Annotated in this window: 24 protein-coding genes; 10 read left to right on the top strand and 14 right to left on the bottom strand. The window is 65.5% G+C overall.

The features are described from left to right. Window position 1: 1 nt before the first annotated feature. The 4 genes from QPK27_RS04775 to QPK27_RS04760 form a co-directional block, all read right to left on the bottom strand. A complete protein-coding gene (locus QPK27_RS04775; RefSeq protein ID WP_290417064.1) occupies window positions 2-202 on the bottom strand; it encodes a hypothetical protein in 201 nt (66 codons plus the stop codon). A gap of 8 nt (window positions 203-210) precedes the next feature. Further along, window positions 211-816: a toll/interleukin-1 receptor domain-containing protein gene (locus QPK27_RS04770; RefSeq protein ID WP_290417063.1), complete on the bottom strand. Its 606-nt coding sequence runs from the start codon at window positions 814-816 to the stop codon at window positions 211-213. Between the two features lie 159 nt (window positions 817-975). Then, on the bottom strand, window positions 976-3,105 hold the full coding sequence (locus QPK27_RS04765; protein WP_290417062.1) for an ATP-dependent DNA helicase: 2,130 nt from the start codon (window positions 3,103-3,105) through the stop codon (window positions 976-978). Between the two features lie 32 nt (window positions 3,106-3,137). Continuing rightward, complete coding sequence (locus QPK27_RS04760) at window positions 3,138-3,338, bottom strand: YdcH family protein (RefSeq protein ID WP_005666222.1); 201 nt, start codon at window positions 3,336-3,338, stop codon at window positions 3,138-3,140. 185 nt (window positions 3,339-3,523) lie between these two features. Between QPK27_RS04760 and QPK27_RS04755 the strand changes: the two genes are divergently transcribed. Then, the gene (locus QPK27_RS04755; protein WP_290417061.1) at window positions 3,524-4,312 is read left to right on the top strand and encodes a PP2C family serine/threonine-protein phosphatase; all 789 of its coding nucleotides are present in this window, start codon (window positions 3,524-3,526) and stop codon (window positions 4,310-4,312) included. An 8-nt stretch (window positions 4,313-4,320) separates the two neighbouring features. Here QPK27_RS04755 and QPK27_RS04750 read toward each other — a convergent pair whose 3' ends face one another. From QPK27_RS04750 to QPK27_RS04725, 6 genes are all read right to left on the bottom strand, one after another. Next, window positions 4,321-5,013, bottom strand: coding sequence for a hypothetical protein (locus tag QPK27_RS04750; protein ID WP_290417060.1), 693 nt, complete (start codon window positions 5,011-5,013; stop codon window positions 4,321-4,323). A 14-nt stretch (window positions 5,014-5,027) separates the two neighbouring features. Then, window positions 5,028-6,125, bottom strand: coding sequence for a cell division protein ZapE (gene zapE, locus QPK27_RS04745; RefSeq protein ID WP_290417059.1), 1,098 nt, complete (start codon window positions 6,123-6,125; stop codon window positions 5,028-5,030). A gap of 145 nt (window positions 6,126-6,270) precedes the next feature. Then, on the bottom strand, window positions 6,271-7,707 hold the full coding sequence (lpdA, locus tag QPK27_RS04740; RefSeq protein WP_290417058.1) for a dihydrolipoyl dehydrogenase: 1,437 nt from the start codon (window positions 7,705-7,707) through the stop codon (window positions 6,271-6,273). A 214-nt stretch (window positions 7,708-7,921) separates the two neighbouring features. Next, window positions 7,922-8,275 (bottom strand): PspC domain-containing protein, encoded by a 354-nt coding sequence (locus QPK27_RS04735; RefSeq protein WP_290417057.1) that lies wholly within the window; start codon window positions 8,273-8,275, stop codon window positions 7,922-7,924. A gap of 56 nt (window positions 8,276-8,331) precedes the next feature. Continuing rightward, window positions 8,332-9,597 (bottom strand): 2-oxoglutarate dehydrogenase complex dihydrolipoyllysine-residue succinyltransferase, encoded by a 1,266-nt coding sequence (gene odhB / locus QPK27_RS04730; protein WP_290417056.1) that lies wholly within the window; start codon window positions 9,595-9,597, stop codon window positions 8,332-8,334. Between the two features lie 68 nt (window positions 9,598-9,665). Beyond that, on the bottom strand, window positions 9,666-12,521 hold the full coding sequence (locus tag QPK27_RS04725; protein ID WP_290417055.1) for a 2-oxoglutarate dehydrogenase E1 component: 2,856 nt from the start codon (window positions 12,519-12,521) through the stop codon (window positions 9,666-9,668). A 424-nt stretch (window positions 12,522-12,945) separates the two neighbouring features. On the opposite strand from QPK27_RS04725, the gene QPK27_RS04720 reads away from it, so the two are divergent. The 6 genes from QPK27_RS04720 (at window position 12,946) to QPK27_RS04695 (ending at window position 17,652) form a co-directional block, all read left to right on the top strand. Continuing rightward, a complete protein-coding gene (locus tag QPK27_RS04720; RefSeq protein WP_290417238.1) occupies window positions 12,946-13,545 on the top strand; it encodes a PepSY-associated TM helix domain-containing protein in 600 nt (199 codons plus the stop codon). Between the two features lie 33 nt (window positions 13,546-13,578). Beyond that, the gene (locus QPK27_RS04715) at window positions 13,579-14,109 is read left to right on the top strand and encodes a DUF2271 domain-containing protein (RefSeq protein WP_290417054.1); all 531 of its coding nucleotides are present in this window, start codon (window positions 13,579-13,581) and stop codon (window positions 14,107-14,109) included. A 23-nt stretch (window positions 14,110-14,132) separates the two neighbouring features. Continuing rightward, the gene (locus QPK27_RS04710) at window positions 14,133-14,951 is read left to right on the top strand and encodes a DUF4198 domain-containing protein (protein ID WP_290417053.1); all 819 of its coding nucleotides are present in this window, start codon (window positions 14,133-14,135) and stop codon (window positions 14,949-14,951) included. A gap of 9 nt (window positions 14,952-14,960) precedes the next feature. After that, window positions 14,961-15,965 (top strand): FAD:protein FMN transferase, encoded by a 1,005-nt coding sequence (locus QPK27_RS04705; RefSeq protein ID WP_290417052.1) that lies wholly within the window; start codon window positions 14,961-14,963, stop codon window positions 15,963-15,965. Then, window positions 15,962-17,314, top strand: coding sequence for a sulfite reductase subunit alpha (locus QPK27_RS04700; RefSeq protein ID WP_290417051.1), 1,353 nt, complete (start codon window positions 15,962-15,964; stop codon window positions 17,312-17,314). The genes QPK27_RS04705 and QPK27_RS04700 overlap by 4 nt, the downstream gene beginning before the upstream one ends. A 98-nt stretch (window positions 17,315-17,412) precedes the next feature. Next, a complete protein-coding gene (locus QPK27_RS04695; protein ID WP_290417050.1) occupies window positions 17,413-17,652 on the top strand; it encodes a hypothetical protein in 240 nt (79 codons plus the stop codon). Here QPK27_RS04695 and QPK27_RS04690 read toward each other — a convergent pair. Beyond that, the gene (locus QPK27_RS04690) at window positions 17,649-18,431 is read right to left on the bottom strand and encodes a YdcF family protein (RefSeq protein WP_290417049.1); all 783 of its coding nucleotides are present in this window, start codon (window positions 18,429-18,431) and stop codon (window positions 17,649-17,651) included. The genes QPK27_RS04695 and QPK27_RS04690 overlap by 4 nt on opposite strands. Window positions 18,432-18,602: 171 nt before the next feature. Here QPK27_RS04690 and QPK27_RS04685 point away from each other — a divergent pair, with 171 nt between their 5' ends. Then, window positions 18,603-19,052 (top strand): hypothetical protein, encoded by a 450-nt coding sequence (locus QPK27_RS04685; RefSeq protein ID WP_290417048.1) that lies wholly within the window; start codon window positions 18,603-18,605, stop codon window positions 19,050-19,052. 113 nt (window positions 19,053-19,165) lie between these two features. Here QPK27_RS04685 and QPK27_RS04680 read toward each other — a convergent pair whose 3' ends face one another. Beyond that, entirely contained in the window at window positions 19,166-19,567 is a 402-nt protein-coding gene (locus tag QPK27_RS04680; RefSeq protein WP_290417047.1) for a KGG domain-containing protein, read from the bottom strand. Window positions 19,568-19,919: 352 nt separating this feature from the next. On the opposite strand from QPK27_RS04680, the gene QPK27_RS04675 reads away from it, so the two are divergent. Together QPK27_RS04675 and QPK27_RS04670 are read left to right on the top strand one after the other, a co-directional pair. Then, the gene (locus tag QPK27_RS04675; protein ID WP_290417046.1) at window positions 19,920-20,384 is read left to right on the top strand and encodes a DUF421 domain-containing protein; all 465 of its coding nucleotides are present in this window, start codon (window positions 19,920-19,922) and stop codon (window positions 20,382-20,384) included. A 185-nt stretch (window positions 20,385-20,569) separates the two neighbouring features. Beyond that, complete coding sequence (locus QPK27_RS04670; protein ID WP_290417045.1) at window positions 20,570-21,178, top strand: CHRD domain-containing protein; 609 nt, start codon at window positions 20,570-20,572, stop codon at window positions 21,176-21,178. Here the strand turns inward: QPK27_RS04670 and gluQRS are convergent. Together gluQRS and QPK27_RS04660 are read right to left on the bottom strand one after the other, a co-directional pair. Further along, window positions 21,162-22,091 carry a tRNA glutamyl-Q(34) synthetase GluQRS gene (gluQRS, locus tag QPK27_RS04665; protein ID WP_290417044.1) on the bottom strand — a complete coding sequence of 310 codons (930 nt, stop codon included), beginning with the start codon at window positions 22,089-22,091 and terminating at the stop codon, window positions 21,162-21,164. The two genes, QPK27_RS04670 and gluQRS, sit on opposite strands and share 17 nt — an antisense overlap. A gap of 89 nt (window positions 22,092-22,180) precedes the next feature. Further along, entirely contained in the window at window positions 22,181-22,672 is a 492-nt protein-coding gene (locus QPK27_RS04660) for a nuclear transport factor 2 family protein (protein WP_290417043.1), read from the bottom strand. Window positions 22,673-22,784: the final 112 nt, after the last annotated feature.

The raw sequence follows: 22,784 nt of genomic DNA, 5'->3' as shown, positions 1-22,784 counted from the left end.
CTTAGGTGGGCGGACCGGCAACGCTTGCCAGCGGGCCGGCCATCGGTCCGGTATCGGCGCTGGCGTTGCACCTCGCACCCGCCAGATGCAGCGCCAGCGCCGACAGAACGGCGTTGCGCGCCGCTCCCCCCTCGTATGCGTAGAACGTCGTCACTTCGCCGGGCGTGGCCAGCGGCTGGAACGCAATGCGGTTGTGGTCCATAGGGCTCCTCATTTGGGAAAAGTCAGGTCCGGAACGTCGCGCCATTCGGGTGGGACAGCGGGAAGCACGAATTGGTTGCAGTCATGATCGTGCGGCGTGTGTTTTTTCTGGCAGGCGTAGTGGGTGGCGATGCGCTTGACCATCTTGTCGATGTCGGGCAGGAAGTCGGGGTTCGACTTGAGATCGGCGGTGGCCATGGTGTAGTGCGAGAAGTCGACGTAGAACGTTGACTCGGAAATCTGGCGCGGGAGCGACTCAGGGTGGCGCGTCATGATCACCGGGATCACCAGCCGGCTGGGCAGCACGTACCAGTTGCTGCGCTCGGCCTCGAGCAATTGCATGGCGGCGTATTCGCGCCGGGTGTAGGCGTGCGCTTCGTACTTGGGCGTGTAGATCAGGATCATGCACACGCTCTCGCACATCGCGCGCGCAATCTTCCGGTCGAGGTCGTCGCCACCGCCGAGCTGCTCGGTGTCGACGAAGAGTTCGTCTTCGTTGTCGAAATAAGGTTCGAGATAGCAGCGCAGCGCGTCCGCCAGGCTGGTCTTGAATTGCCGCATGAGCTCGTGGCGCCCATGGGCGTAGCTGAAGAAACAACCGTAACGTATCGCCATGCTGGTCCCCGTTCCGCGGCGCCGTGGCGCTCGCAACCCCATGACTCTAGCGCGCCGACTTCACCGAGCTTTGCGGTCGAACAAGCAGACACGGGCCTGCCGCGCAATGCGGGAGGCCCGTGTTTCTGTGCAATTGTGCGGCGGAATCACCGCCGGCGTTCAGGCAGCGTCCTGGCCGGCTTCCTCGCCGGGCCCTTCGCGGAAGAAGCGGATCACGTCTTCCTGCACCCGGGTACGCTTGAACGACGGCAGGCTCTGCCAGATGCGGCGCCCGTACGGCTTGGTGATGATGCGCGGGTCGCAGATCATCAGCACGCCGCGGTCCTCGACGTCGCGGATCAGGCGCCCGGCGCCCTGCTTCAGCGTGATGATCGCTTCCGGCAACTGATGGTGCATGAAGCCGTTCAGGCCCTGCTTTTCCATCACCTCGATGCGCGCCGCCAGCACCGGATCGTCGGGCGGCGCGAACGGCAGCTTGTCGATGATCACCAGGGACAGCGCATCGCCGCGCACGTCGACGCCTTCCCAGAAGCTCTGGCTGCCCACCAGCACCGCGTTGCCGGCATTGCGGAACGAGTCGAGCAGTTCGGTGCGGCCGCGCTCGCCCTGCACGAACAGCGGGAAGTCCCAGCCGCGCTCGGCGAACTCGGCGCGCAGGCGCTCGGCCACCTTGTTCACGGCGCGGATCGTGGTGCACAGGAAGAAGGTGCGCCCGCCCGCCGCCTCGATCACCGGCAGCGCGGCGTCGACCACGGCGTCGGTGTACACCGCCGCCTGCGGCTCGGGCAGGCCGGTCGGCACGTACAGGATGCCCTGGTTCTCGTAGTCGAACGGGCTGGGCCAGGTCTTGGCCGGCTCGCCGGTCAGGCCCAATTGATCGGAGAAATGCTTGAAGTCGTTCTTCACCGCCAGCGTGGCCGAGGTGAAGATCCAGCTGCGCGGCGTGCCTTCGCGCTGGCTGGCGAAGATCGGCGCGATCGACAGCGGTGTCTTGTGCAATTGCAGCGAGGACGAGAACGCTTCGGCCCACAGCACGGCCTGCTCGGAAGCCTTGGCCTTCGGGTCCGGGCGCCAGCCCTCGAAGGCGGCGGCCAGCTCGATCGCGCGCACCCGGCAAGCCTCGACCGTCTCGGCGCGCGCGGCGTTTTCTTCCAGCACCGTGATCATGCCGGACAGCTCGTCCTTGAGCTTTTCGAGGGCCGGGAAGAACTGCGAGGTCGGCATGATCTGCGGCAGCGACAGGCGCAGGTTGCCGTCGCCAAACGACAGGCGCAGGTCGCGCGCGGCCTTCTCGACCACGGTCACCACCTTGGCCCAGTCCGGGCCGCCGCGCGCATGCGCCAGGCCTTCGGCCAGCACGTCGCGGCACAGCTCCAGTACCTGCGAGGTCGAGACCGACTGGCCGAAGAACAGGGTCGCGGTATCGGGCAGCTGGTGCGCCTCGTCGAAGATGATGGTGTTGGCCGACGGCAGCAGCTCGGCCACGCCGGTGTCCTTCAGCGCCACGTCGGCGAAGAACAGGTGGTGGTTGACCACCACCACGTCGGCCTGCTGCGCCTCACGCCGCGCCTTCATCACGAAGCAGTCCTGGTAGTACTGGCACTCGGCGCCCATGCAGGTGTCGCGGGTCGAGGTCACCAGGTTCCAGACGGTGGCGCTTTCCGGCACCTTGGCCAGCTCGGCCTTGTCGCCCGAGCTGGTCATCTTGATGAAGCGCGAGATCTCGCGCAGGTGGCCGACGTCGTCGCGCGAAGTCAGGCGCCCGTTCTGCAGCGTACGCTCCAGGTGGAAATGGCAGACGTAGTTGGAGCGGCCCTTGAGCAGCGCCACCGAAACCGGCGCGCGCAGGGCGGCGCGCACGGTCGGGATATCGCGCAGGAACAATTGATCCTGCAGGTTCTTGGTCCCGGTCGAGACGATGGTCTTGCCGCCCCACAGCAGCGCAGGGACAAGGTAGGCGAATGTCTTGCCCGTGCCCGTGCCGGCCTCGGCCATGAGCACTTGCTGGTCGGCGATGGCCTGGGCCACGGCCTTGGCCATCTCGGTCTGGGAACGGCGCGGCTTGAAGGTGCCGACGGCGGGCGCGAGCGGTCCGCCGGCGCCGAACAGACGGTCGAGGTCGGCGTCGTACTTGCCAGCCGGAGCGGTCGCGACGTCCGATGCGTCGGATGCAGCAGGCGCGGCAGGATCGGCTACGGCAGCGGTAGCATCGGCAACAACGCCGCCAGGCACGGCGGACAGATCTGCGTGGCCGGAACCAGGCAGAGGATCGGGAAGATGGTCGGTCAAAATCGTGTTCTGTTGGGCCTGGATGAAGCGCGTCAGGCCGGGATGTCGGGGACCAGCTGCATCTTGAGCAGCGTGATATGGTCTTTGAGCTGTAGTTTACGCTTTTTCAGCCGGCGCAGTTGAAGCTGGTCAGCATGGCCGTCGGCCGTCAGCAGCGATATGACGGCGTCGAGGTCGCGGTGCTCCACATCGAGTTCGATAATACGGCGCTGGATGTCCTGGACGTCGGTCATGATTACTGTTCCAAACAGTGTTAAGCGAAAGTGGAATGCGGCGGGCGGCGCCGGCTGGATGGGTGAAAAGATGAGCGTGTCGGCAACTTGGCTTGCAAGGCGGCGGCTTCTCGGTGCATAGTTTAATGCAGGCAGAGGTTGCCGCCAACAAAGAATGGCGTAAGCGCTACGGAAAACACGGATTTATGACTGCATACAAGATCGAAGCGGGAACCGCGCAACACATCGGCAATCGCCCCCAACAGAACGACCGCGCCGCCCTGTTCACCGGCGCGCGCGCGCCCGGCTACGTGCTGGCCGTGCTGTCGGACGGCATCACCGGCGCCGCCGGGGCCGACCAGGTGCTGCACACGGCGCGCCAGGTCTTCGACGGGTTCAAGCCGGCCGACGGCCCCGACATCGAGCGCCTGGCCGCCCTGCTCCATGAAATCATCAGCGAGACGCACACGGTCATCAAGATGAATGCGATCGCCGCCAAGGCCGAGATCCAGGCCAGCTTCGTCGGGCTGGTGCTCAGCCCGCATGGCGAGGCGGTGTGGGCGCACGTCGGCGATTCGCGCCTGTACCGGTTCGAGGATGGGGCGTGCGCGCTGCGCACCGGCGACGCGGCCTATGTCGAACACCTGATCCTGAGCGACCGCCTGCCGCCGGACGCGGCGCGCAATCATCGCCGCTCGAAGCTGCTGCTCAATGCGTTGGGCAATAGCCGCAAGGAGCCGTTCGTGACGACCGGCAGCCATAGCGGCTTGAAGGCGGGGGACAGTTTCCTGCTGTGTTCGGATGGGCTGTGGCACTTCTTCACTGACGCCGAACTGGGCGCGGTGACGGCCAAGTCGACGCCGCGCCAAGCGTCGGAAAAGCTGATCGAGAAAGCCGCCGAGCGCTCGCAGGGCAAAGGCGGCAATTGCACGATGGCGATCGTCAAGCTGGTGGAACCGGCCCAGGGCGGCGCGTTCGCCAACCCGGGCCGCTAGGTGTTCGCTTACTGCGCAGGCGCAGGCGCAGGCGCCGGCGCGGTCGCGGTGCCGTTTGCCTTGGCCGCCTCCGCCGCTGCCCGCCGCGCCGCCTTGGCCTCGCGTTCGGCAACCCGGCGCGCCACTTCCTTCTGCCGCTCTTCCGACTTGCGCTTGCGCTCCTCATAAGCGGCGACGTTGGCCGCGCGCACGGCCGCATCGTCCTCGGGACGCGCCTTGTTTTCCTGGGCACGCTGTTTGCTGCGCGACTCGGCCGTCCTGGTACGCGGCGGCGGCGTCGGTTCGGCTTGCTTGACCGGCGGTGGATTCGCCGCCAGTGCCGCTTCTTCTTTCTGGTACGCTGCCTCGGCCTCGGCGATGGCGCGGTCGCGCTCCTCGACCTTGCTGCGGCGCAGGTAGCGTTCGGCCTCGATCTCGATCGCACGCTGGGCCAGCAGCGCCACGCGGCGCCGTTCATTGGCCTGGTCCAGGCAGCGGTTGACGAAGAACTTGTCGTAGCAGACCGCTTCGCGCTCGGCGTAGCGCGCTTCGATGGCGGCGCGCTCGGCGGCGACGGCGGCCAGGCGCTGCTCCGCCTGGGCAACGGAGGTGCTCGGCGCGGCCGGCGCCTCGGTGGCGGTCTGGTCGACCGTGGAGCAGGCGCCCAGCAGCGCCGCCAGGCATACGCCGGCCAGGAGGCGCAGCGTCGGGTGATGGTTCATGGTGGTCCTTTCGGTCAGGCGATGGCGGCGGCCGCGCCGCGCCGTTCGGCGAGCATGTATTCGCGCGACTGCATCTCGATGATACGCGATACGGTGCGGTGGAATTCGTTTGCCAGCTGACCTTGCGTGTACAGCTCTTCCGGCTCGACCGCGGCCGACATGATCAATTTGACCTTGTGGTCGTAGAACACGTCGATCAGCCAGGTGAAGCGGCGCGCTTCCGACGACTGCCCCGCCGACATGGCCGGGATGCCGGACAGGATCACCGTATGGAACTGGTGCGCCAGTTCCAGGTAGTCGTTCTGCGAGCGTGGGCCGCCGCACAGGGTGGCGAAGTCGAACCAGATCACCCCGCCGGCGCGGCGCAGGGCGCGGATCTCGCGCTTTTCGATGTGCACGACCGGCGCTTCGTCGGCGGTATCGGCGACTTTCGCGTAAGCATCGCGCAGCGCCTTGTCGGAGGCGGCGTCGAGCGGCATGTAATAGGCCTCGACCTGTTCCATGGCGCGCTTGCGGTAGTCGTTGCCGGCGTCCACGTTCAGGATGTCGAGCTTGTCCTGCAGCAGGGCGATGGTCGGCAGCATGCGGTCGCGGTGCAGGCCGTCCGGGTACAGCGTCGACGGCTCGTAGTTCGAGGTCATCACGAAGCTGACGCCATTGTCGAACAGGGCCTTGAGCAGGTTGTACAGGATCATCGCGTCGGCGATGTCCGAGACGTGGAATTCGTCGAAGCAGATCAGGCGGTATTTCTTGGCGATGCGCTTGGCCACTTCGTCGAGCGGATCGGCCACGCCTTTCAGCTCATCCAATTGGCCGTGCACGGCGCGCATGAACTCGTGGAAGTGCAGGCGCGTCTTGCGCACCACCGGCACCACCGAATAGAACGAATCCATCAGGAAGGATTTGCCGCGCCCCACCCCGCCCCACATGTACACGCCCTTGGGCACATCGGGACGGTTGATCAGGCGCTTGAAAGCGGACGACCGCTGGGCCTTGTAGTCGACCCAGTCGTCGTACGCCTGTTGCAGGCGGTCCACCGCCATCTGCTGCGCAGGATCGGACTTGAAGCCGCGCTCTTGCAGCGCGTGCTGGTAATACTCTTGAACGTTCATAAGCCGGATACCAAAAACGTAGGGTGGACGGGTCCCCCGTCCACGCGTTCAACGCACGTATGCCGATCAGCACCGCGGCCATGCATGCCGGTTGAACGCGTGGACGGCAGAGCCGTCCACCCTACGAACTACGAGATGCGTATGCTTAGAAATTCAGCGAACGCTTGTCCACCGCCAGTGCGGCTTCCTTGGTCGCTTCCGACAGCGACGGGTGGGCGTGGCAGATGCGGGCGATGTCTTCCGACGACGCCTTGAACTCCATCGCGACCACGGCTTCCGAGATCAGTTCCGAAGCCATCGGGCCGACGATGTGCACGCCCAGGATTTCGTCGGTGGTGGCGTCGGCCAGGAACTTCACCATGCCCGAGGTGTCGCCCAGCGCGCGCGCACGGCCGTTGGCCATGAACGGGAAGGTGCCGGCTTTATATTGCACGCCTTCGGCCTTCAGCTGCTGCTCGGTCTTGCCGACCCACGCGATTTCCGGCGAGGTGTAGATGACCCAAGGAATGGTGTTGAAGTTGACGTGGCCGTGCTGGCCGGCGATGCGCTCGGCAACCGCAACGCCTTCCTCTTCCGCCTTGTGCGCCAGCATCGGGCCGCGCACGACGTCGCCCACCGCCCACACGCCAGGCAGGCTGGTGCGGCATTCGTCGTCCACCACCACGAAGCCGCGCTCGTCCACCTGCAGGCCGACGGTCTCGACGCCCAGGCCGGTCGTGTTCGGCACGCGGCCGATCGAAACGATCAGGCGATCGAACTCGGCGGTTTGCGCCGCGCCTGTGCTGTCGGCGTATTCGACCGTGACGCTGTTGGCGTTCTTGGTGATGGCGCCGATCTTGCAGCCCAGGTTGATCTTCAGACCTTGCTTGGTGAACAGCTTGTGCGCTTCCTTGGCGATCTGCTCGTCGACCGCGCCCAGGAAGGTCGGCAGACCTTCCAGCACGGTGACGTCGGCGCCGACACGGCGCCACACGCTGCCCATTTCCAGGCCGATGACGCCGGCGCCGATCACGCCCAGCTTGCCCGGCACGGCATCGATCGCCAGTGCGCCGGTGTTCGACAGGATCAGTTTCTCGTCGAACTCAGCGCCCGGCAGTTGACGCGCGTTGGAACCGGTCGCGACGACCACGTTCTTGGCGGTGATGGTGTCGGTGGTCGGGCCGCTGACGTTGATGGTGTAGCCCGCATCGCCTTCCGCCTTGCCGGCGAAGCTGCCGCGGCCGTGGAAGAAGGTGACCTTGTTCTTCTTGAACAGGAACAGGATGCCGTCGTTGTTCTGCTTGACGATGGTGTCCTTGCGCTTGAGCATGGTGCCCAGGTCGAGTTCCAGTCCCGAGACCTTGATGCCGTGGTCGGCGAAGGCGTGACCGGCGTGCTCGAAGTGTTCCGACGACTGCAGCAGCGCTTTCGATGGGATGCAGCCGACGTTGGTGCAGGTGCCGCCCGGGGCAGGCTTGCCGGCGGCGTTGCTCCACTCGTCGATGCAGGCGGTCTTGAAGCCCAGCTGGGCCGCGCGGATGGCGGCGATGTAGCCGCCAGGACCGCCGCCGATCACGACGACGTCAAATTGTTTATCGCTCATTACTAATTCCTTGTTAAGTCCTTTGCACGATCGTATGGCGGGAACAGGCCCGCGCCCTCGGCACGTCATCCCCGCGCAGGCGGGGATCCAAGTTTGCTTGCACACTGGCTGCGCTCGAATCGAATGGCGGCGCGGCGAACTTGGGTTCCCGCCTTCGCGGGAACGACGTGCCAAAGGTGCGGGTTACCGACACACTTTCACGCATCAAACGTGTTTATTCTTCCGGAACAAATACCCACAGCAGCAGGTATATCAGGACGCCAAAGCCGAAGGTCAGCACGAACAGCACGAAGATCAGGCGCCAGACCCAGGACTCGAGGCCATAGGTGCGCGCCAGGCCGCCGCACACGCCGCCCAGCCAGCGGTCCAGCCGCGAGCGGCGCAGGCCGCTCAGCAGGTCGTCGCGGTGGGTGGCGAACGAGGTCGAGTCGCGCGACACGTGCTCCTTGCTCAGGCTCACGGTCGCGGCGCCGGACAGGATGCGGGCCTTGGCCTGCTCGAATTCGGCGTCCGACAGCGCGCCGGCCTGGTGCAGCTCGTGCAGCCGCTTGATTTCGTCTGACAGCATGTCATTCTCCGGCAAACAGCAGCCGGCACCTTTTCAGGAATGCCGGCAAGTGGTGATTACAGGTCCAGCAGCAGGCGGGCCGGATCTTCCAGCGCGTCCTTCATCGCAACCAGGCCCAGCACGGCTTCGCGGCCGTCGATGATGCGGTGGTCGTACGACATCGCCAGGTAGTTCATCGGACGGATCACGATCTGGCCGTTTTCGACCACGGCGCGGTCCTTGGTCGCGTGCACGCCCAGGATTGCCGACTGTGGCGGGTTGATGATCGGGGTCGACAGCATCGAGCCGAACACGCCGCCGTTCGAGATCGAGAAGGTACCGCCCGACAGGTCGTCCAGGGTCAGCTTGCCGTCCTTGGCCTTCTGGCCGAATTCACCGATCTTCTTCTCGATTTCGGCGATCGACATCTGGTCGGCGTTGCGCAGGATCGGCACCACCAGGCCACGCGGCGAACCGACAGCGATACCGATGTCGAAGTAGCCGTGATAGATGATGTCGTTGCCGTCGACCGAGGCGTTCAGGATCGGGTACTTCTTCAGGGCGGCGACAGCGGCCTTGACGAAGAACGACATGAAGCCCAGCTTGACGCCGTGTTCTTTCTCGAACTTGTCCTTGTACTTGTTACGCAGTTCCATGACCGGAGCCATGTTGACTTCGTTGAAGGTGGTCAGGATGGCGTTGGTCGACTGCGATTGCAGCAGGCGCTCGGCGATACGGGCGCGCAGGCGGCTCATCGGCACACGCTCTTCCGGACGGTCGCCCAGGTTGGCTGGCGCCGGCGCGGCGACTTGCTGCAGCGGTGCCTTGGCAGGCGCGGCGGCAGGAGCAGGTGCAGCGGCCGGCTTGTTGGCCACCGCATTCAGGGCGTCGCCCTTGGTCACGCGGCCATCGCGGCCCGAGCCTTCGATGCCCGAGGCGTTCATGTTGTTGTCGGCCAGGATCTTGGCGGCGGCAGGCATGGCGACGCCGGCTTTCGACTGGTCAGCCGAAGGAGCAGCAGCTGGCGCGGCGCTTTCGATCGGCGCGTTCGGGGCTGCCGACGGGATGGCCTTGACGGCGATCGGGCTGGTCTGGGCCGATGCTTCGGTATCGATGATCGCGATGACTTCGCCCGAGACCACGGTCGCGCCGTCGGCCTTGAGCAGTTGCACGATCACGCCGGCGCCAGGGGCCGGCAGTTCCAGGACCACCTTGTCGGTTTCGATGTCGATCATGTTCTCGTCGCGCGAGACGGCTTCGCCGACCTTCTTGTGCCAGGACAGCAGGGTCGCTTCAGCAACCGATTCCGACAGTTGGGGGACCTTGACTTCGATTTGTGCCATGTATAACTCCGATTAATTATTCTGTGCAAAAAGCCCCACGCCGCGGTGCGTGCGTGGGGCCGGTGCCATTACTTCGTCAGGATGAAACCCTTGAGCTTCGAGAACGCGGTGTCCAGCAGTTCCTTCTGCTGCGCCACGTGCTTGTCGGCGTAGCCGACCGCCGGCGAAGCCGAAGCGGCGCGACCGGCATAGGCCAGGCGCTGGCCGGCTTCCATGCCTTCGAAGATGTTGTGCTGGATCTGGAACCATGGACCCTGGTTCTGCGGCTCGTCCTGGGCCCACACCACTTCAAGCGCGTTCGGGAACTTCTTCAGTTCGGCCGCGAACGACTTGTGCGGGAACGGATACATCTGCTCGATGCGGATGATCGCGGTGTCGGTCGCATTACGGGTCTTGCGCGAATTGACCAGGTCGTAATACACCTTGCCCGAGCACACCAGCACGCGCTTGACCTTCGACGCGTCGATCTTGTCGTCGCACTCGCCGATGACGGTCTGGAAACCGCCCTTGGCCAGGTCGCCCAGTGCCGAGCCGGCATCCTTGTTACGCAGCAGCGACTTCGGCGTGAAGATCACCAGCGGCTTACGGAACTGGCGCACCATCTGGCGGCGCAGCAGGTGGAAGATCTGCGCGGCCGTGGTCGGCTGCACGACTTGCATGTTGTTGTCGGCGCACAGTTGCAGGAAGCGCTCGATACGGGCCGACGAGTGCTCCGGACCCTGGCCTTCGTAGCCGTGCGGCAGCATCATGACCAGGCCCGAGGCGCGGCCCCACTTGACTTCGCCCGAAGCGATGAACTGGTCGATGACCACTTGCGCGCCGTTCACGAAGTCGCCGAACTGGGCCTCCCAGATGGTCAGCGTGTTCGGTTCTGCGGTCGAGAAACCGTACTCGAAGCCGAGCACCGCTTCTTCGGACAGCACCGAGTCGATCACGGTGAAGTCGGCCTGGTTATCCGAGACATTGGCCAGCGGCAGGTAGATGCCCTGGTCCCAGCGCTCGCGGTTCTGGTCGTGCAGCACGGCGTGGCGGTGCACGAAGGTGCCGCGGCCGGCGTCCTGGCCCGACAGGCGGATCGCATAGCCCGACGACAGCAGCGACGCGAAGGCCAGGTGCTCGCCCATGCCCCAGTCCAGGTTCATCTCGCCGCGGCCCATGGTGGCGCGGTCGGCCAGCACTTTTTCGACCAGCGAATGTGGTTTGAAACCCTCTGGGACCTTGGTGATGCGTTCGGCCAGGCGCTTCAGTTCGGTCAGCGGCACGGCGGTGTCGGCGGCGTCGGTCCACTTCTTGTTCAGGAACGGCGCCCAGTCGACGGCGTACTTGTTCTTGAAGTTGGTCAGCACCGGGTCGACCGTGTGCTTGCCGGCGTCCATCGCGTCGCGGAAGGCGGCGACCAGCTTGTCGCCCTCGTCCGCCGGGATGGTGTTCTGCGCGGCCAGCTTTTCCGAGTACAGCTTGCGCGTGCCCGGGTGCTTGGCGATCTTCTTGTACATCAGCGGCTGGGTCAGCGCCGGGGTGTCCTGCTCGTTGTGGCCCAGTTTGCGGTAGCAGATGATGTCGACCACGACGTCCTTGCCGAATTCGGCGCGGTAGTCGAGGGCGATCTGGCTGGCCAGCACGACGGCTTCAGGATCGTCGGCATTGACGTGCAGCACCGGCGCTTCGATCATTTTCACAACGTCCGAGCAGTACAGCGTCGAACGGGCGTCGCGCGGGTCCGAGGTGGTGAAGCCGATCTGGTTGTTGATGACGATGTGCACGGTACCGCCGGTACCGTAGCCGCGGGTCTGGGCCAGGTTCAGGGTTTCCATGACCACGCCCTGGCCGGCGAATGCAGCGTCGCCGTGCACCAGGATCGGCAGCACTTCCTTGCCCTTGCGGTCGCCGCGGCGCATCATGCGCGCCTTGACCGAACCTTCGACGACCGGGTTGACGATCTCGAGGTGAGAAGGATTAAAAGCAAGTGACAGGTGGACCGGACCGCCCGGGGTCGAGATATCGCTCGAGAAGCCCTGGTGGTACTTGACGTCGCCGGCCGGCAGGTCGTCGGCGTGCTTGCCTTCGAATTCTTCGAACAGGTCGGCCGGGCTCTTGCCCAGGGTGTTGACCAGCACGTTCAGGCGGCCGCGGTGGGCCATGCCGATCACGATTTCCTGGATGCCTTTTTCACCGGCGCGCTGGATCACTTCGTCGATCGAGGCGATGAACGATTCGCCGCCTTCCAGCGAGAAGCGCTTGGCGCCGACGTACTTGGTGTGCAGGTAGCGTTCCAGGCCTTCGGCCGCGGTCAGGCGCTCGAGGATGTGCTTTTTCTTTTCGGCGCTGAAGGTCGGGGTCGAACGGATCGACTCCAGGCGCTCTTGCAGCCAACGCTTTTCGGTCGGGTCGCTGATGTACATGAACTCGGCGCCGATCGAACGGGTGTACGTGTCACGCAGCATGTTCAGGATGTCGCGCAGCGGCGCGGTTTCCTGACCGAAGTAGGTGTTGCTGATGTTGAAGACGGTGTCCATGTCGGCTTCGGTGAAGCCGTAGAAGCTTGGGTCGAGTTCCGGCAGGGGCGGACGTTCCTGGCGCTGCAGCGGGTCCAGGTTGGCCCAGCGCGAACCGAGGTAACGGTAGGCGGCGGTGATCTGGGTGACGGCCACGCGCTTGCGGCCCAGTTCGGAGTCGGCCGAGGCGACCACGGTACGGATCGGGCCCTGCTTGGCGCGTTCCGCGAACGAAGCGACGACCGACGAGTGCACCACGTCGGGGCGGCTCGAGCCGTCGACTGCCGGCACGTGCTGCATCTGGTCGAAGTAGGCGCGCCAGTTTTCGGGCACCGACGTCGGATTGTTCAGATACGCTTCGTACAACTCTTCCACGTACGGCGCATTACCGCCGAACAGGTAGGAGTTGGCGTTATATTGTTGCATCATTCTTGCTCACCTTTCTTTTCGCGCTTCGCGAGGTTGGGGCGGGTTAAATTAACCTTCCGCGGCACGGCCTGACCGGTTAGCGGATTGCACTTCAAGACATCAAGTTGTGGGGGAAGGACTGTTCAAGACCAAAATCGTGTGCAAAATCCTGCCAATTTGCGCACGTTATTGTAACGCATCATCTCAGTCGGTATAGACCCACCCTCTATAAATTATTTATTTCAAAATGTCACCACGTACGTGGTATTTCCGACATTCTTCCAACGGCTGAGTTGACCACGTAAATGATAATGATTATTATTTACAGATGGATTCGACCCTGCCCTCCGCTCCACGCACCAGCTCGCCCGATGGCGTAACGCCTGCCGTTGCAGCCGCTGCCGCCGTGCCCGCGGCCGCTCCCCTGCCCGGCGCCAGGCGCGCCATGTGGCTCAAGCAATTGCACCAGTGGCACTGGATCAGCTCGGCGATCTGCCTGATGGCCATGCTGCTGTTCAGCTTTACCGGCCTGACCCTGAACAACGCGGCGCTGATCGAAGCGAAGCCCCAGGTCACGCACCTGAAAGCCACGCTGCCGGAACCGCTGCGCATCCAGCTGCGCGCCTGGGCCGAGGAGCACGCCGACGCCGAAGTGCCGCTGCCGGGAGAGTTGGCGGACTGGACCAACCGCACCTTCCCGGTCGACGTGCGCGGCAAGCGCGCCGAATGGACGCCCGACGACGCCTACATCGCCCTGCCCCGCCCCGGCGGCGACGCCTGGCTGCGCATCGCGGTCGACGGCGGCGCCGAATACGAAGTCACCTCGCGCGGCTGGATCTCGTGGCTGAACGACATGCACAAGGGCCGCAACACCGGCCCGGCCTGGAGCTGGTTCATCGACCTGTTCGCCATCGCCTGCCTGGTGTTCTGCATCACCGGCTTCCTGATCCTGAAGTACCACGCGGCCAAGCGGCCGTCGACCTGGCCGGTGGTGGGGTTCGGCATCGTGCTGCCGGCCGTACTGGCTTTGTTATTCGTACATTGATTCCAACAACCCGAGAGAAGAGCAAGAATGAACATGTCCAACAAGATGCCCACCCTGCTGTCCCGTTCCCTGATGTTGACCCTGCCGCTGGCCTCCGGCTGGGCCATGGCCGCCGACCTGTCGGTCAAATTCGACCTGCCGCAGCTGAACGTGGCCGAATACCACAAGCCCTACGTCGCGATCTGGATCGAGCGCGCCGACCAGAGCGTCGCCTCCAGCCTGGCCCTGCTGTACGACGTCAAGAAGAAGGACAACGCCGGCGAGAAATGGGTCAAGGACTTGCGCACCTGGTGGCGCAAGGCCGGGCGCGAAGCCACCCTGCCGATCGACGGCGTCAGCGGCGCCACCCGCGCCGCCGGCAGCCACACCATGAACTTCAATGCCGCCCGCAATGGCCTGGATAAATTGCCGGCCGGCGAATACAAGCTGGTGGTGGAAGCGGCGCGCGAAGCGGGCGGACGCGAACTGGTCAAGGTGCCATTCAACTGGGCCGGCAAGGGCAAGCTGGCCGCCAACGCGGCCGGCAAGGAAGAACTGGGCGCGGTGTCGCTGCAGATCCAATAATCCCAACAATAAAGGAGATCACCATGCAACTTCGTACGATGAAGGCGGCCGCGCTCGGCCTGGCCCTGGCCACGCTGACGCTGTCGGCCCAGGCCCACCGCGGCTGGCTGTTGCCGAGCAACTCGATGGTCGAGGCCAAGGAAGCCTGGGTCACGCTCGACGGCGCGATCTCGGAAGGCCTGTTCGAATTCCACCACGTGCCGCTGCGCCTGGACGGCCTGACGATCACCGATCCGGACGGCGTCTCCACCCAGGCCACCGGCGCCGTGCTCGGCAAGTACCGCAGCACCATCGACGTGCGCCTGCCGAAGGACGGCACGTATCGCCTGGCGATCGTCAACAACAATGTGTTCGGCAGCTACAAACTGAATGGCGAAACCAAGCGCTTCCGCGGCGCGGAAGGTTCGCCTGGCGCCCAGGTCCCGGCCGGCGCCACCGACGTCGAGACCAGCACCACCCACGCACGCCTGGAAACCTTTGTCTCGGCCAACAGCACCAGCGACGGTGCCCTCAAGCCGAGCGGCGTCGGCCTGGAACTGGTGCCGGTGACCAATCCGACCGACCTGCGCACGGGCGAGCCGATCCGCTTCAAGTTCCAGCTCGACGGCAAGCCGCTGGCCAATTTCCCGTTCAGCATGGTGCCGGGCGGTGTCAAATACCGCGGCACGCTGGGCGAGCTGCGCTTCAGCACCGACGCCAGGGGCGAGGCCAGCTTCACGGTGCCGAGCGCGAACATGTACTGGCTCAGCGCCAAGTATCCGTTCGAGGCCGGCAAGGGCCGCCCGGAGCCTGGCGCGCGCCGCTACAGCTACGCCGCCACGCTCGAAGTGCTGCCGCAGTAAGGAGCCTCGATGCGCGACGTGATCGTTCCGCTGGCCATTGACGAGGCCTTGCCGCCTGGCGGCAGCACGCTGTTCAAGGCAGACGGACGCACCATGGGCACCGGCTGGTCGGCGCGCATGATGCTGCCGCCGGGTGCCGACGGCGCCGCCGTCGAGCGTGCGCTTCAGGCCGAGCTGGATGAGATCGTCGCGCAGATGAGCCACTGGGATAATGCTTCGCTGCTGGCGCGCTACAACCGTGCGCCGGCCGGCAGCTGGCATGCCCTGCCGCCGCAGTTCTATGAGGTGGCCGACTACGCGCTGCAGGTGGCGCAGGATAGCGGCGGCGCCTACGATCCGGCCGCGGGCGAACTGGTCACCCTATGGGGCTTCGGTTCCAGCGCGCGTTACGACCAGAACGGCTTTCGGACGCCCGACGCACTGACGATCGGCGCGCTGCTGGCACGTCGTAGCGAACGCCAGCCCCTGCTCGACCGCGTCAACCGACGCCTGCTGCAGCCGGGCGGCGCGACGCTCGACTTCTCTTCGGTTGCGAAGGGCTACGCGGTCGACCGCATGGCGGCCTGCCTGGAAGCGCGCAGCGTGCGCCATTTCGTGGTCGAGGCCGGCGGCGAGCTGCGCGGCGCCGGGGTCAAGGACAATGGCGAGCCATGGTGGGTCGAGATTGAAAGTGTGCCGGACGGCCAAGCGCGCCAAGCGGTAGTGGCCCTGCACGGGCTGGCGATCGCCACCTCGGGCGACTACCGCCAGTACTTCGAACACGGCGCGCAGCGCGCTTCGCACACGCTCGACCCGCGCAGCGGCCAGCCGGTCGCTAACAATGTCGCCTCGGTGACGGTGCTGGCAGCCACCTGCATGGCGGCCGACGCGCTGTCGACCGCGCTCACCGTGCTGGGTCCGAAGGATGGGCTCGCCTTCGCCGACGCACGCGGCATCGCCGCGCGCTTCCTGGTGCGCGATGCGGACGGGTTGCGTGAATCCGTGTCCGCCGCCTGGAGCCGGATGCAGCAATGATGTTGACCGTCGATCCATTGCGCTGGGGCGGCGCGCTGGCCCTGTCCGGCGCCTGGCTGGCCATGTGCCTGAACATCTGGCGCCAGCGCCTGGCGCATGCCGGGGCGGCGGGGGTGTCCGATATGCGGGCCGACTGGCTGGTGGTGCACGCCAGCCAGACCGGCAGCGCCGAATCTCTGGCCGAACGTACCTCCGCCACCCTGCTGCTGGGCGGCCTGAATGCACGCGCCGCTTGCATGTCGACCCTGGACGCAGCCGGGCTGGCGGCAAACTCGCGCATCCTTTTTATCTGCAGCACCTACGGCGAAGGCGACGCCCCCGACACCGGCGCCCGCTTCGCCGGACAGATCATGGACGCCCTGCCCGACCTGTCGCACCTGCACTACGCGGTGCTGGCACTGGGCGACGCCACCTACACCAATTACTGCGGCTTCGGCCGCGCCCTCGACACCTGGCTGGCGGCGCGCGGCGCCACGCCGCTGTTCGAGCGCATCGACGTCGACCGTGGCGCCCCGTCCGCGCTGGCCGAATGGCAGCACCAGGTCGGCCGGCTGGCCGGCACCAGCGACGCGCCCGAATGGGAAGCGCCGACGTATGACGACTGGCGCATCGCGCGGCGCGAACTGATGAATCCCGGCAGCCAGGGCGCGCCCCTGTTCCGCCTGGCGCTGGTGCCGGTGTCGGGCATCCTGCCCGTGTGGGAAGCGGGCGACCTGGCCCAGGTCAGCGCGCCAGGCGACCCCGAGCATCCGCGCGAGTATTCGATTGCCTCGCTGCCGGAAGAAGGCAGCCTGGGCCTGATGGTGCGCCTGCAGCAGCGCGAAGATGGCAGCGCCGGCGTCGCCTCCAGCTGGCTGTGCGGCGGGGCTCAGGACGGCGAACCGATCCGCCTGCGCCTGCGCGCCCATGCGCGCTTCCGGCTGGGAGACAATGCGCGCCGGCCCCTGATTGCGATCGGCAACGGCAGCGGCCTGGCCGGGCTGCGCGCGCTGCTGCGTTCGCGCATCGACGCCGGCGAGCGGCGCAACTGGCTGCTGTTCGGCGAACGCAATGCGGCCCACGACTTCCTGTGCCGCGACGAGCTGGAAGCGTGGCGCGACGGTGGCGTGCTGGAGCGGCTCGACCTCGCCTTCTCGCGCGACGGCGGCGCAACGCGCTACGTGCAGCACCTGCTGCTGGCGCATGGCGACGAGCTGAGGCGCTGGGTGGGCGACGGCGCGGCGATCTATGTCTGCGGCAGCCTGCAGGGTATGGCTGGCGGCGTGCACGAGGCCTTGGGCGCATTGCTGGGCCTCGATGTGGTCGAGCGCCTGATGGCGGATGGACGTTACCGGCGCGACGTCTATTAGAGTCCATGCTCTCAGCGCACGATTGCAGCCCAACTTGCGACCTCAGCAATAAGCACCTACATTCCCGGCAACGCTCCTGCAACTACCATCCGGGAATCATGTACGCACTCTCGCTCTTGCTGTCGATCCTGACCCTCTTTACCCTCTGGCTCATGATCCCGGTATTCATCTTCCCGCCGCTCGCGTTCTACGTCGGCTACAAGGCCTACCAGGCGCGCCGCCGCAGGCCCGGCCCCTACAGCCGCCTGGGCATGCTGGTGTCGATGATCCCGATGGCGGTTGCCGTCGCTATGTTCGTCCTGGGATTCAGCATCATCAACACCGGCTACAACCCTTAGCCGAAACGCAGCCGGTACCAGGCCAGCCCCAGCAGTTCATACACTGCATACCACGAGCGCCGCATGCCTTCCGCGCTCGGCAGCCATGCACGGATGCCCCTCGCCTGGTCGCTGAAGAACATCGTCGGCGCATCGACCACTTCGAGCCCGGCGCGCTGGAACACCGAGCGGGCGCGCGCCATGTGCATCGCATCGGTCACCAGGAGGACGCGCTTGACGCCATCCTTGCCCAGCATCGCCGCGCTGTAGCTGGCGTTCTCGCCCGTGTCGCGCGAATTGCCCTCCACCCACTTGACCGGTACCCCGAAATCCTCGCGCAACGCGGTCGCCATCGCGTCGGCCTTGGTATAGGCGCGGTCTTCCGGCTTGGGATCGGCGCCGCTCGATCCATTGCCGCCGCTCACCAGTAGCGGCAAGCCGGTGCGCCGCTGCAGGTGGGCCGCGTAGCGCAGGCGCGCCAGCGCGATGTAGTCGGGAATGTCGCGCTCGCCGTATTCGGGTGCGTCCTGCAACCGCCCCGCCGCCAGCACCACGATGGCTTGGGCGCCGGCGCTCTCCGGCGCCAGCAGTGGCGTGGTCATCGCTTCCAGCGGCCGCACGAAGAAGCCGGCGCCGGCATTGCTCGACAGGATCGCCAGCGCCGCCAGTCCGCCGGCTGCCAGGATGCGCCCGGTGCGCGGCCACCAGCGCCACAGCGCCAGGCCGAGTCCGATCACGAAGAACAGGCTGGTCGGAGGAAGAATCAGGTCGCGGGGGATGGCGTTGAGCAGATTGAGCATGTGAACGGTCGTGGTCGAAGCATTGCGGATGCGAGCGCCCTGAGTAGACCGTAAGCGATATGATGACGTCAAGAACTTTTCAGAATGACAAGAATGAGAAGACGTTCGGGCGCATGATGGTGGCAGCCAGCCGCCCCATGCGCCGCTGGCCACCGACAAGGAGTCCCCATCATGAAGCAATCGTTACCACTCATCCTGTTCGCCCTGCTGGCGTGCGCCGGCACCAGCGCCGGCGCCTACCAGGCCCAGGTGATCGTCAAATGCAGCGCCAGCGGCGGCGATTGCGAGAAGGAACCCGCGCCACCGGCGCCACCCGCGCCGCCCGGGAAGCCGGTCCTGCCGCCCGACAAGCCAGGCGATGCTGCGATGAGCTTGATGGTGGCGCCGTCAATGATGGGACCGCCTTCGCTGGCGGCGCCGTCGATGCCGCCCAATCCCGCCATCCCGCTGGCGCCGACCGCCGTGGCCGAGATTCCGGAATCCGCGCACGCTGCCTGCGCAAGGCGCAAGAACGGCAGCAAGATGACGGTCAAGCTGGGACCGCATGAAACGATGGCCGGTGTGTGCCGAAAGGAAAGCGGCAAGATGCGTTTCCAGATGCGGCGTCACCACGTCGGCTGAGCAAGTTCCTTGCCTTGTTAACGACGCGAGCCTGCGTCCGCACGAAGGCGGATGCAGGCAATGGATAAAGGGCACGGGACTGTCACATCAGTCCGCCCGCCCTTGACCGGTGCTTAGCGCTGGTCGTTCTTGTGGCTTTGACGGCCGGCTTCGGCATGTTGCTCCGGCGTACCGCCGCGCTGGCCGCTCTGCTGGTTGCCTTGGTTAGCCTGATTGCCCTGGTTGCCGCTTTGCTGGTTGCCGTTCTTGTGGCTCATCGAGCCGGCGTCGCGCGCTTCCTGCGAGTTGAACTCGTGCGCATTGCCCGATGCGTGTGCGGCACGGCCGCCTTCGCTGGCGATCTCGCGCTGGCGTTGCGGATCCATCGACGCGAAGCCCTGGTTGCCGCTGCCCTGGTTGCCCTGGTTGCCGCTCTGGTTGTTGCCCTGCTGGGTGTACTGGTTGTTGCCGCGGTTGTCGCTCTGGTTGTTACCCTGCTTGGTGTACTGGTTGTTGCCTTGGTCGTTGTTTGCCATGATTACCTCCGGTCAAATGCAGTGTAAAAAACGTGTCAGCCGAAGCCGACTCGAAGGACTCCATCGTAGCCACCGTCAGGCAGCCTGAACACCGAAAAGCGCCAACCGTTCTGTAGGACCCGGCCCTATGGACCTATCCGTTCAGGCCGTCAAATACCGGGAAAAATTCATTATTTATCTGACAGTTCTTAGAATGATAATTATTAGAATTTCATTTAGTTGAAAGAAATAGACTAATAAATAGCCGAATCAGTCGCAGTGACCGCACAGCTAAGACAAGCGCACGCTTGGAACCGCATTGTTGGCAAAGTGATTACAATGCATACACCAGCCTCATGCCTGCGGAGGGCATATGTTCGATCTCGATCTTCCATGGTGGGAACTCATTGCGCGCGGCGCCATCGTGTATCTGGCGCTGCTGGCCATGATGCGTTTGTCCGGCCGGCGCACGGTCGGGCAGTTCACCCCGTTCGACCTGCTGGTGGTGATGCTGCTGTCGGAGGCGGTGTCGAACTCGATGACCGGCGGCGACGAAACACTGTTCGGCGGCCTGATCATCGCAGCGACGCTGGTGTCGCTGACCGTGCTGTTCGCCTTTCTTACGTCGCGCAGCAAGAAGCTGGAAGAGCTCATCGAAGGCAGCCCGGTGCTGATCGGGCGCGACGGCGTGTTCTTCGAATCGGTGCTGAAGCGCTGCCGCCTGTCGCAGAGCGACGTCGAGGAAGCGTTGCGCGAAGCCGACTGCCCGCGTCCGGACATGAAGTGCGCCTTTCTCGAAGCCGATGGCCGGATCAGCATCCTGCGCAATCCGTCCTGAATCTTTTCCTTGCGCTGCGCCGCTCCGTTTCTTGCCGGGTAACTCTTTCTTGAGCTGACGAGGTTTCTCAGCGGTCTTTGACCGCCCGTACCGTGTGGGCGACTGCTTCTTGCTGTGCTAATTTTTTGGGCGGCGCTTCCGGCCGGAAGCGCGCTTGGAATCCTTTCCTAATCAGGAGGTATGCCATGAAGAAAGCCCACACTCTGCCCAGGCTGGCTGCGCTGGCCCTGGCGGCGTCCACCCTGTTCGCCGCCACGGCGAGCCAGGCCGTACCGGTCACCTACCGCGCGGTGGCCAGCGGCCCGGCCGAGGACATCCCCAACGGTTCGCCCGGCTCGAGCGTGTCGACCTTCGAGATCGACGACATGATCCTGCGCGCCGAGGTGCCGTTCCGCGATCTCAGCGCCCCGGCCATCAGCGCCCACATCCACTGCTGCACGACGGATGCCTTCCGCGGCGTGGCGCCCATCGCAATCCCCTTCGTCGACTTCCCGCTGGGAGGACGGGCCGGCGACTACAGCTACAGCTTCGATCTGGGCGACGCCGCGATCTACGATCCCGCTTTCCTGACCGCCAATGGCGGCACGCCGCAGCTGGCCAGCGGCGCGCTGATCGACGCCTTCAACGCCAACCAGGCCTACGTCAACATCCACTCCGAGCGTTATCCGGCCGGCGAAATCCGCGGCTTCGCCGTGGCGGCGCCGATTCCGGAACCGACGACCTGGGGCATGCTGGGGCTGGGCCTGGGAATGCTGGCGCTGTACGGCCGGCGCCGCGTCATGCCGCCGGTGTAGGCATTTCGCATTGCGCCAGCAGCCTGCCCCAGGCCGGGACCGCCGCGCGCCAGAAGTCCTGGCGCGATGCGCTCGGCCCGAGGGCAGCATCCAGCACCAGGCCCAGCGCCTGCGCCGCCCCCAGGAGCGCAGCCACGGCGGCCGGCTCGTCTTCCACCGTCACCGCCAGCGCGCCGGTCTGCTTCGACAGCTTTTCGCCGTTCGCATTGCGCACCACCGGCACGTGCAGGTAGCGCGGCGTCGGGGCTCCGAGCAGCCGCTGCAGGTAGATCTGGCGCGGGGTGGAGTCGAGCAGGTCGGCGCCGCGCACCACGTCGGTCACGCCCTGCTCCCAGTCGTCCACCACCACCGCCAGCTGATAGGCCCAGAAGCCATCCGCGCGCTTGAGGACGAAGTCGCCCGAGTCGCGCGCCAGATGCTGGGTATGGCGGCCGGCGAAGCGGTCCACGAAACTGATCTCGTCCTGTCCCGCATCGGGTACGCGCACGCGCTGGCTGCGCATGGTGCGTCCCGGCCCCAGGCCGTGGCGGCAGGTGCCGGGATAAATGGCGGCGCCGTCGGGCGCGAAGCCGAGGCGCGAATCGGCGATCTCGCGCCGGTTGCAGCCGCAGGGATAGGTATCCTGGACGATGCGCTCGGCCGCGGCCTGGTACAGGTGCTTGCGCTGGCTCTGCCAGACGATGTCGCCGTCGGCGTGCATCCCGAGCGCATCGAGCAGCGCCAGGATGCCGTCGGCCGCGCCCGCCACACTGCGGCCTTCGTCGATGTCCTCGATGCGCACCAGCCAGGTGCCGTCGTGGTATTTGGCGTCGAGGTAGCTGGCCAGCGCAGCCACCAGCGAACCGGCATGCAGCGGGCCGGTCGGGGATGGCGCGAAGCGGCCGACGTAGGGGATGGGACGGGATGCAGTCACTGGCGGGAAGTTCGTTATTGCGGGGAAGCGGCCACCTTAGCACAAGCGGCGCGCGCCGGCGGCGGCCGGCGCCTTGGGCGATGCGCGGATTACTTCTTGGCCTTCTTCTCGTGCTCGGCGATGATGCCGGTCACCTGCTCGACCACGTCGTTGGGCACCGCGACCGCCAGCTGGTAGTGCACGATCTCGAAGCCGGTCCTGGTCTTGCGGATCACGCCGCTGGCCACGCACGGGCCCAGGTTTTCGGTGTGCAACTGCTCGTCGAACCAGATCAGCGACTTGTCGGCCGACGCGTAGACGTTGCGCTTGGTAGCCTTGAAGGTCCACGCTTTCCTGGCGTCGAAATAGGGCTTGGACCACTTGCGGAATTCGTCGCGTGTCCAGACTTCGGTGCGGTCGGTGCCGATGTAGACGCCATCCTTGGCGATCTTGTCGAAGTAGGACATGCGGGTGTTGGCGGCATCCTGGTGCCAGCCGTCGAGGAAGGCGTTGACGTCGCGGGTCAGGGCGGCGTCAGTGGCAGCATGGGCGCTGCCAAGCATGCTGAGGAACAGGAAACAGGCGGTCAGGAAGCGCTTCATGAAAGTCCTTTCAGTTCAAGAGTCGAGCGGATATTGTACACACGGAAATGTGGCGAATCATGCAATCTGCTGCGACCGTCGATGCCGGTGTATATTTGCCAATATCGTGACG

It is taken from the genome of Massilia sp. YIM B02443 (assembly GCF_030411955.1).
Taxonomy (GTDB): domain Bacteria; phylum Pseudomonadota; class Gammaproteobacteria; order Burkholderiales; family Burkholderiaceae_D; genus Telluria.
The sequence above is the reverse complement of the archived record's forward strand: the minus strand, read 5'-3'. Positions and strand labels throughout refer to the sequence as shown.

What these genes read in the sequence shown, in the direction of transcription:
- QPK27_RS04775 (WP_290417064.1), bottom strand. Translation starts at nt 202, where the DNA reads ATGGACCACAACCGCATTGCGTTCCAGCCGCTGGCCACGCCCGGCGAA.
- QPK27_RS04770 (WP_290417063.1), bottom strand. Translation starts at nt 816, where the DNA reads ATGGCGATACGTTACGGTTGTTTCTTCAGCTACGCCCATGGGCGCCAC.
- QPK27_RS04760 (WP_005666222.1), bottom strand. Translation starts at nt 3,338, where the DNA reads ATGACCGACGTCCAGGACATCCAGCGCCGTATTATCGAACTCGATGTG.
- QPK27_RS04755 (WP_290417061.1), top strand. Translation starts at nt 3,524, where the DNA reads ATGACTGCATACAAGATCGAAGCGGGAACCGCGCAACACATCGGCAAT.
- QPK27_RS04750 (WP_290417060.1), bottom strand. Translation starts at nt 5,013, where the DNA reads ATGAACCATCACCCGACGCTGCGCCTCCTGGCCGGCGTATGCCTGGCG.
- zapE (WP_290417059.1), bottom strand. Translation starts at nt 6,125, where the DNA reads ATGAACGTTCAAGAGTATTACCAGCACGCGCTGCAAGAGCGCGGCTTC.
- lpdA (WP_290417058.1), bottom strand. Translation starts at nt 7,707, where the DNA reads ATGAGCGATAAACAATTTGACGTCGTCGTGATCGGCGGCGGTCCTGGC.
- QPK27_RS04735 (WP_290417057.1), bottom strand. Translation starts at nt 8,275, where the DNA reads ATGCTGTCAGACGAAATCAAGCGGCTGCACGAGCTGCACCAGGCCGGC.
- odhB (WP_290417056.1), bottom strand. Translation starts at nt 9,597, where the DNA reads ATGGCACAAATCGAAGTCAAGGTCCCCCAACTGTCGGAATCGGTTGCT.
- QPK27_RS04725 (WP_290417055.1), bottom strand. Translation starts at nt 12,521, where the DNA reads ATGATGCAACAATATAACGCCAACTCCTACCTGTTCGGCGGTAATGCG.
- QPK27_RS04720 (WP_290417238.1), top strand. Translation starts at nt 12,946, where the DNA reads ATGTGGCTCAAGCAATTGCACCAGTGGCACTGGATCAGCTCGGCGATC.
- QPK27_RS04715 (WP_290417054.1), top strand. Translation starts at nt 13,579, where the DNA reads ATGTCCAACAAGATGCCCACCCTGCTGTCCCGTTCCCTGATGTTGACC.
- QPK27_RS04710 (WP_290417053.1), top strand. Translation starts at nt 14,133, where the DNA reads ATGCAACTTCGTACGATGAAGGCGGCCGCGCTCGGCCTGGCCCTGGCC.
- QPK27_RS04705 (WP_290417052.1), top strand. Translation starts at nt 14,961, where the DNA reads ATGCGCGACGTGATCGTTCCGCTGGCCATTGACGAGGCCTTGCCGCCT.
- QPK27_RS04700 (WP_290417051.1), top strand. Translation starts at nt 15,962, where the DNA reads ATGATGTTGACCGTCGATCCATTGCGCTGGGGCGGCGCGCTGGCCCTG.
- QPK27_RS04695 (WP_290417050.1), top strand. Translation starts at nt 17,413, where the DNA reads ATGTACGCACTCTCGCTCTTGCTGTCGATCCTGACCCTCTTTACCCTC.
- QPK27_RS04690 (WP_290417049.1), bottom strand. Translation starts at nt 18,431, where the DNA reads ATGCTCAATCTGCTCAACGCCATCCCCCGCGACCTGATTCTTCCTCCG.
- QPK27_RS04685 (WP_290417048.1), top strand. Translation starts at nt 18,603, where the DNA reads ATGAAGCAATCGTTACCACTCATCCTGTTCGCCCTGCTGGCGTGCGCC.
- QPK27_RS04680 (WP_290417047.1), bottom strand. Translation starts at nt 19,567, where the DNA reads ATGGCAAACAACGACCAAGGCAACAACCAGTACACCAAGCAGGGTAAC.
- QPK27_RS04675 (WP_290417046.1), top strand. Translation starts at nt 19,920, where the DNA reads ATGTTCGATCTCGATCTTCCATGGTGGGAACTCATTGCGCGCGGCGCC.
- QPK27_RS04670 (WP_290417045.1), top strand. Translation starts at nt 20,570, where the DNA reads ATGAAGAAAGCCCACACTCTGCCCAGGCTGGCTGCGCTGGCCCTGGCG.
- QPK27_RS04660 (WP_290417043.1), bottom strand. Translation starts at nt 22,672, where the DNA reads ATGAAGCGCTTCCTGACCGCCTGTTTCCTGTTCCTCAGCATGCTTGGC.